The 13,673-nt window shown below is 61.0% G+C and carries 12 protein-coding genes; 10 read left to right on the top strand and 2 right to left on the bottom strand.

Annotation, left to right across the window (positions count from 1 at the left end; all coding sequences use genetic code 11):
- Positions 1-80 precede the first annotated feature (80 nt).
- The 4 genes from AC2YB9_RS08875 to AC2YB9_RS08860 all read left to right on the top strand — a co-directional run bounded on the left by AC2YB9_RS08875 (position 81) and on the right by AC2YB9_RS08860 (position 4,116).
- Positions 81-1,001 (top strand): ABC transporter ATP-binding protein, encoded by a 921-nt coding sequence (locus AC2YB9_RS08875; RefSeq protein WP_487268521.1) that lies wholly within the window; start codon positions 81-83, stop codon positions 999-1,001.
- Entirely contained in the window at positions 998-1,771 is a 774-nt protein-coding gene (locus AC2YB9_RS08870) for an ABC transporter permease (RefSeq protein ID WP_487268519.1), read from the top strand. Before AC2YB9_RS08875 ends, AC2YB9_RS08870 begins: the two co-directional genes overlap by 4 nt.
- Positions 1,772-1,773: 2 nt before the next feature.
- Complete coding sequence (locus AC2YB9_RS08865) at positions 1,774-2,679, top strand: COX15/CtaA family protein (protein WP_487268518.1); 906 nt, start codon at positions 1,774-1,776, stop codon at positions 2,677-2,679.
- Between the two features lie 75 nt (positions 2,680-2,754).
- Positions 2,755-4,116, top strand: coding sequence for a DUF2254 domain-containing protein (locus AC2YB9_RS08860; protein ID WP_487268516.1), 1,362 nt, complete (start codon positions 2,755-2,757; stop codon positions 4,114-4,116).
- Positions 4,117-4,129: 13 nt separating this feature from the next.
- Here the strand turns inward: AC2YB9_RS08860 and AC2YB9_RS08855 are convergent, their stop codons facing one another.
- Together AC2YB9_RS08855 and AC2YB9_RS08850 are read right to left on the bottom strand one after the other, a co-directional pair.
- Positions 4,130-4,579: a GNAT family N-acetyltransferase gene (locus AC2YB9_RS08855; RefSeq protein WP_487268514.1), complete on the bottom strand. Its 450-nt coding sequence runs from the start codon at positions 4,577-4,579 to the stop codon at positions 4,130-4,132.
- 17 nt (positions 4,580-4,596) lie between these two features.
- On the bottom strand, positions 4,597-5,544 hold the full coding sequence (locus tag AC2YB9_RS08850; RefSeq protein WP_487268513.1) for a heme o synthase: 948 nt from the start codon (positions 5,542-5,544) through the stop codon (positions 4,597-4,599).
- Positions 5,545-5,638: 94 nt separating this feature from the next.
- On the opposite strand from AC2YB9_RS08850, the gene tkt reads away from it, so the two are divergent.
- Genes tkt through pgl form a run of 6 tightly spaced genes read left to right on the top strand, consistent with a single transcriptional unit; the run spans position 5,639 to position 13,670 of the window.
- Positions 5,639-7,837 (top strand): transketolase, encoded by a 2,199-nt coding sequence (gene tkt / locus AC2YB9_RS08845; protein ID WP_487268512.1) that lies wholly within the window; start codon positions 5,639-5,641, stop codon positions 7,835-7,837.
- A 39-nt stretch (positions 7,838-7,876) separates the two neighbouring features.
- Positions 7,877-8,965: a transaldolase gene (gene tal, locus AC2YB9_RS08840; RefSeq protein ID WP_487268511.1), complete on the top strand. Its 1,089-nt coding sequence runs from the start codon at positions 7,877-7,879 to the stop codon at positions 8,963-8,965.
- Positions 8,966-8,968: 3 nt separating this feature from the next.
- Positions 8,969-10,549, top strand: coding sequence for a glucose-6-phosphate isomerase (locus AC2YB9_RS08835; protein WP_487268510.1), 1,581 nt, complete (start codon positions 8,969-8,971; stop codon positions 10,547-10,549).
- On the top strand, positions 10,546-12,063 hold the full coding sequence (zwf, locus tag AC2YB9_RS08830) for a glucose-6-phosphate dehydrogenase (protein WP_487268509.1): 1,518 nt from the start codon (positions 10,546-10,548) through the stop codon (positions 12,061-12,063). The genes AC2YB9_RS08835 and zwf overlap by 4 nt, the downstream gene beginning before the upstream one ends.
- Positions 12,064-12,972 carry a glucose-6-phosphate dehydrogenase assembly protein OpcA gene (locus AC2YB9_RS08825; protein ID WP_487268507.1) on the top strand — a complete coding sequence of 303 codons (909 nt, stop codon included), beginning with the start codon at positions 12,064-12,066 and terminating at the stop codon, positions 12,970-12,972.
- Positions 12,969-13,670: a 6-phosphogluconolactonase gene (gene pgl, locus AC2YB9_RS08820; protein WP_487268506.1), complete on the top strand. Its 702-nt coding sequence runs from the start codon at positions 12,969-12,971 to the stop codon at positions 13,668-13,670. Before AC2YB9_RS08825 ends, pgl begins: the two co-directional genes overlap by 4 nt.
- Positions 13,671-13,673 lie beyond the last annotated feature (3 nt).

The following is a 13,673-nucleotide window of genomic DNA, read 5'->3' as shown; positions in this document are numbered from 1 at the left end:
GAAGACGGCTCCGGACAGCGTAACCAGTCTCACCGCCAGCCGCCTAGGTCTCCGTGCAGGACGCGGCCTAAACTGTGGGGGTGAAGCAGCCTGCCGTCGAGGTCACCGACCTCGCCATGAAATATGGCGCAGTCACCGCCGTCGATGGGCTCAGCCTGACTGTCGAAGCCGGAACCGTCACCGCGATCCTCGGGCCCAATGGTGCTGGCAAGACCACAACGATCGAAACCTGCGAAGGTTTCCGCAAACCCCAAGCCGGTCGCGTGCGCGTCCTAGGCCTCGACCCGCGTGCCGATGCCCATGAACTGCGGCCGCGAGTCGGCGTCATGTTGCAGAACGGTGGCTCCTGGTCTGGCGTCCGCGCACACGAGATGCTGCGGCATATTGCTTCATTGCACGCCCACCCGCTTGACGTCGAATCCTTGATCGAACGCCTGGGGCTCGGGTCATCCGGTCGTACCCCCTATCGCCGTATGTCCGGTGGTCAACAGCAACGATTGTCGCTGGCGATGGCAATCGTCGGTCGACCCGAACTCGTTTTCCTGGATGAACCAACCGCCGGATTGGATCCACAGGCGCGACGCGCAACCTGGGACATTGTGTCCGAGCTTCGCGCCGGCGGCGTGACCATCGTCCTGACGACGCATTTCATGGACGAGGCCGAATCACTTTCAGATTTCATCCACATTGTCGACGCGGGGGCAGTGATCGCGTCGGGTACGCCGGCCGAACTCAGCGGTTCGGCATCGCACAACACGCTGCGCTTCTCGGCACGGCCGGGCATCGATCTGATTGACCTCACCGCTGCATTGCCGTACGGATCTCTGGTTGATGAGGTTCACGCGGGAACCTATGTACTAACCGGTGTGATTGATCCGGCGCTGGTTGCTGCTTTGACCCAGTGGTGTGCCGTGAACGGCATATTGACCGAGTCGATGTTGGTCCAGCGCCAAAGCCTCGAAGATCGTTTTCTTGACCTGACCGGACGGGCCCTGCGGTGAACCTTGATTTCTCGCCCAAGCCGGGCGCAGCGTCACTGCCACGAATGATTCGTTCGCAGGCAGGCATCGAGCTACGGATGCTGCTTCGCAACGGTGAACAGTTGCTGCTCGCTCTTGTCATTCCCTTGCTCCTGCTGGTGGCTGGAACCCGTTCGGACAAGATCGTCGACCTCGGGCCGGGGCGCTCGATTGACATCGTCACGCCAGGGGTGCTGGCGCTCGCGATCTTGTCGACCTCATTCACCTCGCTCGCGATCGCGACCGGTTTCGAACGCCGCTACGGCGTCATCAAACGACTCGGTGCCTCACCGCTCCCCCGTTCAGGGCTGATGTTGGGCAAGATCGGCGCGATCCTGATCGTTGAAGCGATCCAACTGATGATCTTGATGCTAGTTGCGCTCCTGCTCGGCTGGGATCCCGCCGGCGGCGTTATGGCACCGGTGTGGACGGTTTTACTGGCGCTGTTCGGGACAGCGGCGTTTGCCGCATTGGGCCTGCTGATCGCCGGGACGCTGCGCGCCGAGGCCACGCTTGCCGTCGCGAACCTCGTCTATGTGTTGTTGTTGGTCGGCGGCGGTGTCCTCGTTCCGCTGTCGCGCTATCCGGCCGCCGCCCGTTCAGCACTCGAATGGCTACCGTCTGGCGCACTCGGTCAGGGTTTTCGTGACGTTTTCACCGGCAGTGGCCCTGGTGTACTGCCGTTCGTCGTCCTTGGCGTTTGGGCCGCCATCGCCGGCAGCATTGCCGCCCGAACCTTCGAATGGGAGTGACTGTGGGATTTCGCAGCCCGGATCGTACCTTTGTCCTGCGGTGGGCATGGGCTTCACTCATTGCAAATGCCGGTCTTGTCCTGACCGGTGGTTTGGTCCGGCTGACTGCCTCGGGGCTGGGTTGCCCGACCTGGCCCAAATGCACCGAGGACTCGTTTGTGCCGCGCAGCGCCCTCGGCGTACACGGCGTCATCGAGTTCGGCAACCGCATGCTGACGTATGTACTGACCGCCGTCGCGATCGCCACCTTCATCGCGGTATGGCGTTGGGCTGGCACTAGTCGGACAATGCGGCGGCTTGCTTTGGGAATGGGTCTCGGCATTCCGCTACAGGGCGTCATCGGTGGCATCACGGTGCTGACCAAGCTCAATCCATGGATTGTCGCGTTGCACCTCATCCTGTCGATGGCGCTGATCGCGGCCTCGGTTCTGCTCATTCTGCGCGTGCGCGCAGACGGGCAGGAAGGTCGAGCCGCCGAGCATGTCTGGTTGGTCCGCACTACCTACGTCGCGCTTTGGGCAGTGATCTATGTCGGCACGATCGTCACCGGCAGCGGACCGCACTCGGGCGATGCAATTTCGGGGCGCAATGGACTGGATCCTGGCCGATTGAGCCAATTCCACGCCGACGGAGTGTTCCTGCTGGTCGGACTCACGATCGGTTGCTGGCTTGCATTGCGCGCCACTGCACCCTTGGCGGCCCGGTCGGCTCTGGTGCTTTTAGTGGTCGAGCTGGCACAGGGGCTGATTGGCTTTGTGCAGTACGCGACCAATTTGCCGGTTGCACTCGTTGCAGCGCATCTGGTCGGTGCAGCAATCTTGATCGCCGCCGGCACTCATCTTTTGTTGTTGACTGCGCCGGTTGATCGCAGCAGCAAACCCGCCGACTATTCGGCATCAGCGCAGTAGCCATGGGACGCATGAGTGCGCTCATCGGCATTTAGGTGCTTTGCGTGGCGCCCTGATACGGGAAGAATGCGGCGTATGAAGACATTGCTGCTCGTTGGTCGCGACACCTTTAAGTCTCAATTGTGGCCGCTGTCGACTATCGCGGTGGTGTTCGCCGTATTGCTCGGCTTGGCCCTTCCACAGCTCGATTCAGCCGTTGATGCGCACTTGTCCGCCCAAGTGAATGGATTGATCTTCGGCGGCGATGCTGACACGGCGCGTTCGCTCTTGAGTTCGATATCGTCATCGCTGATCACCGTCACGGCCCTGACGTTCGCTCTCACCGTGGTGACACTGCAGTTGGCCAGCAGCCAGTTCTCCCCCAGGCTGCTGCGAACCTTCACTCGTGACCAGTTCGTCCAGGCCACGTTGGCGCTGTTTCTTGCGACGTTTACCTACTCGCTGACCGTCCTACGCGCGGTCCACAACACCGGATCGGACGGACAAGACGAGTTCATTCCGAAGTTCGCGGTCACATTTGCTTTCGTACTTGCCGTGGCCAGTGTGCTGGCGTTGGTGTTGTTTCTGGCACATCTCACCGCGCAGATTCGGGTGGAAACTATGTTGCGCAACGTTCATCGTGATGCGTCGCGGACGGTGGAGGCAGTCCTCACGAAACGCGTTCCTGCCGTCGTTGCCGCTGCCCGACCATACGAATCACAGCCACTCGCAGACGGTGTGCAACTGCTCGTAGTTGACGGCGGCTTCCTGACGTGGATCAATCAGAGCGAACTGCTCGACGTCGCCGTGAGCATGGACGCGCTGATCCACCTTGACGTCTACCCAGGTAACTTCCTGGTCAAAGGAACGCCCCTAGGCATTGCGTGGTCGGTGCTGAGCGGACCGCTCAGCGAGTCTTCGGCCGAACGAATCGCCGAACGGGTTGCCGAGTGCATCCATACAAGCTTCGAACGAACTGCAGCCCAAGACATTGGCTACGGGCTGCGTCAACTCACCGATGTGGCGAACAAAGCGCTCTCACCGGGCATCAACGATCCAACGACAGCGATCCACGCGTTGGGACACATCTCAGCATTGTTGTGCGAACTCACCGAACATGACCTCGGCGCCAAACTACTGCGAGACGACGACAAACGTGTTTGCGTCGTGTTGCGACGCCCAAACCTAGCCGACTACGTCGACCTCGGAATATCACAACCGCGCCGATACGGCGCGGCGGATCCGCAGGTTCTGGAGAAGATTTTTCATGTCTTGTCAGACCTCAGCTATCGAGCCCACCCCGACCAAAGAGCCCTAGTGCGCGATCAGCTCGAGCGCGTACGCACCACAGCTGATGCTCAAGAGTTCGACGCAACTGAACGGTCCGCGCTTGAAGCGCTCGCACTACACATCGAACAGAATTTGGCCGGCCTCGACGGGCCAAGGAGAAGTTATTGAGACTGGCGGCATTTCACGGGCGGGTCATAATTCGGCAGTTTTCCTGATCGGGAGCAACTGAGCTCAGCACGAACCCGGTCGACTGATAGGCGGCAATTGCCGCCACATTGCCGTCGATAACGCGCAAGGACAACGCTCGGCGGTCGGCCCAACTGATCACCGCGTCGATCAGTTGTGCTCCAACTCCACACTCACGCGCCTCCGCAGCGACCCACATCGAGATGAGCTCGACACCGTCAGCATGGGGAGTGGCACCGACCATGCCGATTGGCTCCGAAACGTCGTACGCGATAAAAAACGCACCAGGCTCGGCCAGCCGATCACGCCATCGTGTTTCCGTGTCGAGCGACCCGGTCCACAGCGTCACCGAGGACGCATACGCCTGCGGGCTTTCGGTTAGTGCGCGGATTCGCGCGCACCGCCAATCAGCCCAATCATCGGGACCGATCGTGCGAATATTCACGGCCCGAGTCGATTGGGTCAGCGCAGGAACGGATCGATCGCGGCCGAGACGAAGAGCAATGCCAGATACGCATTGGACCAGTGGAACAGACGCATCGGTTTGATGATCGAGAGTTCTTCGGTGCCTTTGGCTCGCGTACGGATGCCGTGCGCTTCAACTAAGAAAGCGCCGCCGAGAACAAGTGCCGCGATCGTGTAGAACGGGCCCATCGGAGTAACGGGGATGAGCACAAACGACGTGAACACCATCACCCAGGAATAGATGACAATCTGCTTAGCCACTGCCTGCGACGTCGCCACCGACGGAAGCATCGGCACGCTTGCGGCCGAGTAGTCCTCGCGATAGCGCATCGCCAATGCCCAGAAATGTGGCGGCGTCCAGAAGAAGACAACCAAGAACAGAACAACCGGCGGCCACGCCACCTCATTGGTGATCGCGGACCAGCCGATGAGCGCCGGGAAGCACCCGGCGGCGCCACCCCAAACGATGTTCTGCGACGTGCGGCGCTTGAGGATCATCGTGTAGCCAACGACATAGATGACATTCGCGGAGAGCGCGAGTCCGGCCGACAGCCAGTTGACCAAGAGACCGAGCCAGATTGTCGAGACAACGCCAAGGACGAGCCCGAAGACCAACGCGCTGCGCGTCGACACCTTGTGTCGCGGTAGCGGTCGGCGCGCGGTCCGTCGCATCTTGACGTCAATGTCGGCATCTACAACGCAGTTGAGCGCGTTGGCGCTACCTGCCGACAGCGTGCCGCCGACGATCGTCCATACGACGAGGCCAAGCGGTGGTACGCCTTGCTGGGCAAGGAACATTACCGGCACGGTTGTCAGCAGCAGCAATTCGATGATCCGCGGCTTCATCAACGCGACGTAGGCAGACACCATATTTCGGCCTGCCGAGGTACGACTCACCGCCGCCGCATTCACGGTTTCAGAAATATCAGGATCCAACGCAGTCACATGGAGCAGTCTACGTCCACACGAGTAGGCTCGTACCGATGGCTCGGCTTACCCGGCCGTAGACGGATTCGCACGACGATCAGGAGCTCAAGCTGTGACGACAGCAAGCACTACTCTGGAGTGGACAGACCTCGACCAAGCCGCGGTTGACACGGCACGACTGTTGGCCGCAGATGCCGTCCAAAAGGTCGGGAACGGTCACCCGGGCACGGCAATGAGCCTTGCTCCGGCGGCCTACCTGATCTATCAAAAACTGATGCGTCACAATCCCGCGGATCCGCACTGGATGGCGCGGGATCGTTTTGTGCTTTCTTGTGGTCATTCGAGCCTCACGCAATATATTCAGCTGTATCTCGCTGGTTATGACGTCACGCTTGAAGACCTGAAGAGTCTGCGCACGTGGGGCAGCCGAACACCTGGACATCCCGAACACGCTCACACGCCGGGCGTCGAAGTCACCACCGGGCCGCTCGGTCAGGGTGTTGGCAACGCTGTCGGTATGGCAATGGCCGCACGCCGGGAGCATGGATTATTTGACCCGAAGGCAGCACTCGGTCAGAGCATTTTCGATCACCACGTTTACGTGATCTGCTCTGATGGCGACATTGAGGAAGGTGTCTCCGCCGAGGCTTCCTCGCTCGCTGGTCACCAACAGCTCGGAAATCTCACGGTCTTGTATGACGACAACCGAATCTCGATCGAGGACAACACGAGCGTCGCATTCAGCGAGGATGTCGCTGCACGCTATGAGGCCTACGGCTGGCATGTGCAAGAGGTCGACTGGACCGACGGCCGCACCGGCTATGAGGAGAACATTCAAGGGCTCTACGACGCTTTCATCGCCGCCGACGAGGTCACCGATAAGCCCAGCTTTATCAAGTTGAGCACCATCATCGCGTGGCCGGCACCGACCAAGCAGAACACCGGCGCCTCCCATGGCTCGGCCCTCGGCGACGATGAGATCGCTGCGACCAAGACAATTCTCGGCTTCGACCCAGCTGAATCCTTCGCGGTCTCCGCTGCGGTGATCACGCATACTCAGGCGGCCCGCAGCCGCGGCATCACGCTTCAGGACCAGTGGCAGCAGCGCTACGACAAGTGGGCAGTCGACAATACCGACGGCGACGCACTCATCGAACGGTTGGGCCGACGCGAGTTGCCGGCTGGCTGGGATGCGAACCTGCCGACCTACGAGGCAAGTGACAAGGGTATTGCGACGCGCGCCGCATCGGGTGATTTTCTGACTGCGGTGGCGCCGTTGCTGCCCGAGTTGTGGGGCGGTTCGGCCGATTTGGCTGGCTCGAACAACACGACGCCCAAGGGCGAACTGTCGTTTTTCCCACCCGAACACTCCACCAAGGCATTCGAGGGCGATTGGTTCGGCCGTGTCCTCCACTTTGGCATCCGCGAACACGGCATGGGTGCGATTCTCAACGGTATGGCGTTGCACGGTCCGACCCGTCCCTACGGCGGCACCTTCCTCGTCTTCAGCGACTACATGCGCCCGTCAGTACGTTTAGCGGCGCTGCAGGAACTCCCGGTGACGTATGTATGGACCCACGACTCGATCGGTCTTGGTGAGGATGGACCGACACACCAGCCGGTTGAGCATCTGTCTGCCCTGCGCGCAATCCCTGGCCTTGACGTCATACGTCCGGCCGACGGCAATGAGACCATCGCCGCGTGGAAGGCCTTGTTGGATGTCACCGATCGGCCCGCCGCACTCGCACTGAGCCGGCAAAACCTGCCGGTCTTCCCGCGTGGCGAACAGACTGACACTGGCCAATATTGGGCGACAGCTGACAACGTCGCGAAGGGTGCCTACACACTCCTTGACACCGATGGCGTGCCCGATGTGGTGCTCATCGCGACCGGCTCCGAAGTTCAGTTGGCCGTCACTGCGCGTGAAGCACTCAGCGCCGATGGCATCAACGCACGTGTCGTGTCGATGCCGTGTCGGGAATGGTTCGAACAGCAGGACGAGGCCTACCGCAATGACGTCATCCCGCCCGCCGTGCGCGCACGCGTCAGTGTTGAGGCTGGCATTAGCCTCGGCTGGCGCGACCTGGTCGGCGATGCAGGTCGAATCATCAGTCTCGAGCACTACGGCTCCTCAGCCGACTACGTCAAACTCTACGAGGCATTCGGCATCACCGCCGAAGCCGTTGCGGCCGCTGCGCACGACTCGATTGCCGCGGCCATTGAGATCGGCGGCGGTCCGGTAGCCGTCCACGTGCGACCCGCCGGACCATTCGGTCCGGCCAACAATCCAGATGCTCCAAAATCGCGCTGATCAACACCTTATTGATCACTCCACCCAAAAGGGGATCGCATGAACGCACGACTCCAGGCACTCGCGGATGCGGGTGTCTCCATTTGGCTCGATGATCTGTCACGCGAGCGCATCGTCTCGGGCAACCTAGCCCAACTTATTGCCGAATCGAATGTTGTCGGGGTAACCACGAATCCGACGATCTTCGCCGGGGCGATGGCCAACGGCGAGCAGTATGCCGAGCAGATCGGCCAGCTCAAGCGCGCCGGTGTAGGCGTCGACGATGCCATCCTCGAACTCACCACGACCGATGTCCAGCAGGGTTGCGATATTTTGCGGCCGGTGTTCGACGCCACCAACGGTGTTGACGGTCGGGTCTCGATCGAGGTTGAACCAGGGCTTGCTCAGGACACCGATGGAACGATTTTGATGGCAGCAAAGCTGTGGAATAAGGTCGATCGGCCGAATGTCTACATCAAGATTCCGGCGACGCACGAAGGTCTGCCCGCCATCGCGGCGTCAATTGCTGAGGGCATCAATATCAACGTCACGCTGATTTTCTCGCTCGATCGTTACCGCGGTGTCATGGATGCTTATTTGTACGGTCTCGAGCAGGCATTGGCCGAAGGTCGCGACCTGAGCACGATCCATTCGGTTGCATCATTCTTTGTGAGTCGTGTGGACTCTGAGGTCGACAAGCGGCTGCCGGACGACAGCGAACTGCGTGGCAAGGCTGGCATCGCGAATGCACGGCTCGCCTATCAGGCATATGAAGAAATCTTCGGTGGGGAGCGCTTCAAAGCGCTCGCCGCGAAGGGTGCCAACACGCAGCGTCCGCTGTGGGCCTCAACCGGTGTCAAGGACCCTGCTTACCCGGACACCATGTACATCGCCGAACTGATCGTCGCCAACACCGTCAACACGATGCCCGAGAAGACCATGCAAGCCTTCGCCGATCACGGTGAGGTTGCGGGCGACGCAGTGACTGGGACGTACGAGCAGTCCCGCGCGCTGATCAACGCGCTCGAAGCGCAAGGCATCTCCTATGACGAGGTTGTCGCGTTGCTGGAAACGGAGGGCGTTCATAAGTTCGACGCATCATGGGCCGAACTTCAGCAGTCCGTTCAAGACGAGTTGGATAAGGCCTGACACATGGCTGACCTGACGATCTCGACGCTGTCCGACCCGGACTATCAGGCCGCCTTGAAGCAGTCGATCGATGACCACGTTGGATCCCGCCTCGCCGCGCAGGATCCAACTCTTTGGGGTCGTGAGGCAGAACATGAGGCCCGGATTCGGCTGTCGTGGACGTCACTCTGGGAGTCGTCTCGACCGCTCGTCGGCGAGATCGAAAGCCTGCGTACCGAGTTGAACGGCAAAGGTCTCGATCACGTTGTTCTGTGTGGGATGGGTGGCTCTTCACTTGCGCCCGAGGTGATTTGTCGTGCGTATGGAGTCGAGTTGACGGTGCTCGACACATCGCACCCGGACATGATCCGCGACGCCCTGGACGACCAATTGGAACGTTCCATTGTGGTGGTGTCCAGCAAATCTGGCGGCACTGTCGAAACTGATTCACAACGGCGGACCTACGCTGCGGCGTTCACTGCGGCTGGTCTAAATCCGGCTGATCATTTCGTCATCGTCACCGATCCAGACTCACCGTTGGACAAGGAAGCAACCGAAGCCGGTTACCGCGTATTCCGTGCCGATCCGAATGTCGGCGGTCGATACTCGGCCCTCACCGCCTTCGGGCTTGTTCCGAGCGGACTTGCGGGCGCGCCCATCGGCGACCTGCTCGACGGCGCTGCGGCGTCCGCGAACGACCAGCACCTCGACTCGGCCCAGGATCCGGGTCTCCGCCTCGGGACCATGCTGGGCGTGGCCAATCGGATCGGTGTCGACAAACTGGTCATCACCGATAAGAACGGTCATGGAATCGGCGACTGGATCGAACAACTCGTGGCCGAAAGCACCGGCAAGGACGGCAAAGGAATTCTCCCCGTCGTCGTTCCGAGCGAAACGGCTACCAATTTTGAACCCAATAACCAGGATTCGATTCTGATTGCCATCGGGACCACGACGGCACCGACCGCGTTGTCGAAATTTTCCGCCGCGCTCGATGGGCCACTTGGCGCGCTGTTTCTCATCTGGGAAGACGCCATCGCAATCGCGGGCCGTTCGATTGGTATCAATCCGTTCGACCAACCCGATGTCGAAAGCGCCAAGAAGGCCTCCCGCGAGCTCCTCGACGGTGGCGAGGCGACCGAGAAGGCGGCCTTCAAGACCGATGGCATCGATGTCTTCGGGACGAACGAGACAACGTTGCCGGCAGCGTTGCGCGATCTGTTGATTCATCTGGATCTCGCGCATGGCTATTTGTCTGTGCAGGCATATCTAGATCGCTACGAATATGCCGAGTTCGCCGAGATTCGCGAGATTCTTGCCGAACGTACGGGCCGGCCGGTCACCTTCGGTTGGGGCCCTCGGTTCCTGCATTCGACTGGTCAATATCACAAGGGTGGTCCGCCCAATGGCGTGTTCCTCCAGATCAGCGGTGAGCCGGAACAAGATGTGGCGATTCCTGGTCGTGATTTCACCTTTGGCGAGTTCATTACCGCACAGGTCATCGGCGATGCCCAGGTGCTGCGCGGCCATGGCCGGCCAGTGCTCCGCCTGCATCTACACGATGTGGCGGCTTCGCTCCCGTACCTGCGCGAGGCGCTTGCGTGATCAACCCGCTTCGCGATTCTCGGGACAGACGTCTGCCCCAGATCGCCGGCCCGTGCAGCGTGGTGATCTTTGGGATCACTGGCGACCTCTCGCGCCGCAAGCTCATACCGGCGATCTACGACCTCGCTAATCGCGGTTTGTTGCCACCTGGCTTCGCGCTTATCGGCTTCGCCCGCATGGATATGACGGGCAAGGAGTTCGCCGACTACATCCGTGCGGCGGCAGGTGCCGGTGCACGGACCAAATGGCGCGAGTCAACGTGGCGTCAACTCGTGGCGGGACTGCGCTTCGTCGGTGGCTCCTTCGATGAGGACGGGCCCTGGGAGGAGTTGGTGGCAACCCTGGCCGACGTCGACAATAAGCGCGGCACCAACGGCAATCACGCGTTCTACTTCTCGATCCCGCCGGCGCTGTTCCCACTCGTGACGACGCAACTGAAGAAGCACAATCTGGCCGAGTCCGCCGACGGGTCGTGGCGGCGAGTTGTCATTGAGAAGCCCTTCGGCCACGACCTCGAGTCTGCTCAGGAACTCAACGCGATCGTCGCGGAGGTGTTCCCACGCGAAAGCGTGTTCCGCATCGACCATTATCTCGGCAAAGAGACGGTCCAGAACATTTTGGCGTTTCGCTTCGCCAATGGAATGTTCGAGCCGATCTGGAACTCGAACTATGTCGATCATGTGCAGATCACCATGGCCGAGGACATCGGCATCGGATCGCGAGCAGGCTACTACGACGGTATCGGTGCTGCGCGCGATGTCATCCAGAATCACCTGCTCCAGCTCATGGCGCTCGTCGCGATGGAGGAGCCGGTTTCGTTCAACGCCTACAGTCTTCGCATCGAGAAGCAGAAAATTCTCGCAAACGCCCGGCCGCCCGCGCGAATGGACCTCCATACCGCTCGAGCGCAGTATGCGAGTGGCTGGGCGGGCGGCGAAAAGGTGCGCGGCTATCGAGAAGAGGCCGACATCCCGGCCGATTCGACCACTGAAACATTCGCGGCCATGCGGATCGACATCGAGACCAGGCGGTGGGCGGGCGTCCCGTTCTATCTCCGGACCGGCAAGCGGCTGGGTCGACGGGTCACCGAAGTGGCGGTTGTCTTCAAGCGTGCTCCGCACCAGCCGTTCGACAGTAACGAGGTCGAAGAACTCGGCCAGAACGCACTGGTAATGCGGATCCAGCCCGACGAGGGTGTCACGCTGCGCTTCGGCGCCAAAGTGCCGGGCACGGCGATGGAGATCCGCGACGTCAACATGGATTTTGCGTATGGCGGCGCGTTCTCCGAGTCCAGCCCCGAAGCATACGAGCGGTTGATCTTGGACGTCCTGCTCGGCGATCCTCCGCTGTTCCCCCAACTTGAAGAGGTCGAACTCGCCTGGCGGATTCTGGATCCGGTCATCAACTATTGGCAAGACTCAGCGAAGATCGACACCTACCGCTCCGGGACGTGGGGACCGGAGTCTGCAGACATCATGTTGGCTCGCGACGGACGCACTTGGCGGAGGCCCTAAATGCAGACCGAACTCCACGACACGAACTCCTCAGAGATCGCCAAGACCATGGTGTTGGCGCGCCGCGCCGCGGGCAGCCCGGCCATGGACATGGTCCTGACATTTGTCGTGATCACCGATGAAGAAGGTGTTTCCCAGGCGTTGAAGACCGCTACGGCGTTGTCGCTTGAACATCCTGCTCGGGTTATCGGCGTCATCCGGGGCTCGGGCCGCGGCAAAGCAAATCTCTCGGCCAAGGTCCGCGTCGGCCATGAGACCTCCGGCGAGTCGATCCTGCTTCGTGTTTCCGGCGAACTCAACAAGCATGCCGAATCAGTTGTGTTGCCATTGCTTCTGCCCGACTCGCCCGTCGTCGTGTGGTGGCCAAGTAATGCGCCTGATGATCCATCCGACGACGCAATCGGACGGCTTGCACAACGTCGACTCACCGATGCTGAGAGTACAAAGGCACCGGTCCGTGCGCTGCATACCGTCGCTCGAAACTATTCACCGGGTGACACCGATTTGTCGTGGACGCGACTGACACCGTGGCGGGCATTGCTCGCGGCGGCATTGGACCAGACGGCCGCAGAAGTCACCGGCGGTGAAATCGTTACCGGCCGCGGCAATCCGGCGGCTGAGTTGCTAACCGCGTGGCTCGAAAGCAGGCTCGGGATTAAGTTGCGCACCCGCCACGACGAGGGCCATCAGATTTCTTCGGTCACACTGCACACTGCGATCGGCGATGTGGTGCTGCAACGGATCAACGCGACCACCTGCAACTTCAACGTCCCGGGCGCTTCAGAACACCACGTTCCGCTGGGCACACGAACGCCGGCCGAGCTCCTCGCTGAGGACCTGCGTCGACTCGACGTCGACGTGATCTACGAGGAAACCATTTCGTATCTGCTCAAGGAGTTGGATTCATGAATCGCGATGTCACTGTCGATGTGGATGCCGCCGCGCTGGCCGAGCACGTCGCTAGCCGCTTAAGCGAACGCGTCAACGAGATCCACGATGAAGGCACTTCCCCGAGTGTCGTCCTCACCGGCGGAACGATCGCCAACGCGATCTACCGGGCGGTTGATGCCGACGCCGCCAACTGGTCCGCAGTCGACTTCTATTGGGGCGACGAACGATTTGTCCCAGACGGACATTCCGATCGCAATGACCAGCAGGCCCGTGATGCCTTCCTGACCCGCCTAGCGGTCCCCGAGGACCGTCTGCACCGCATGCCAGCAGCTGACTGGGGCATGAGTCCACATGAAGCCGCCGATGCCTACGCCGGCGTCCTACCGGCCGCGCCATTCGATCTCGTGCTGCTCGGGATCGGTCCCGACGGACACATCGCGTCGCTCTTCCCCGGCTTCGCTCAACTGCATGAAGTCGATCGGCTGGTCGTCGATGTGGCTGATTCGCCCAAGCCGCCGCCGCTTCGGCTGTCGATGAGTTTGGCGCGGCTCAACAACTCATTGTCGACCTGGCTCTTGGTGTCAGGATCAGAAAAAGCTGAAGCGGTCGCCCGCGCGCTCGGCAATGGAACGCTCGAAGACACCCCGGCAGCCGCCGTTCAGGGTCTGAACGAGACGTTTTGGTTCCTCGATGAAGCTGCTGCCGCCGCCCTCTGACGG

Source organism: Aeromicrobium changchenzhani, from assembly GCF_057586615.1.
Note: the sequence above shows the minus strand (reverse complement) of the source record. Positions and strands in the feature narration are given on the sequence as shown.

What these genes read in the sequence shown, in the direction of transcription:
- tal (WP_487268511.1), top strand. Translation starts at nt 7,877, where the DNA reads ATGAACGCACGACTCCAGGCACTCGCGGATGCGGGTGTCTCCATTTGG.
- AC2YB9_RS08825 (WP_487268507.1), top strand. Translation starts at nt 12,064, where the DNA reads ATGCAGACCGAACTCCACGACACGAACTCCTCAGAGATCGCCAAGACC.
- AC2YB9_RS08835 (WP_487268510.1), top strand. Translation starts at nt 8,969, where the DNA reads ATGGCTGACCTGACGATCTCGACGCTGTCCGACCCGGACTATCAGGCC.
- AC2YB9_RS08860 (WP_487268516.1), top strand. Translation starts at nt 2,755, where the DNA reads ATGAAGACATTGCTGCTCGTTGGTCGCGACACCTTTAAGTCTCAATTG.
- pgl (WP_487268506.1), top strand. Translation starts at nt 12,969, where the DNA reads ATGAATCGCGATGTCACTGTCGATGTGGATGCCGCCGCGCTGGCCGAG.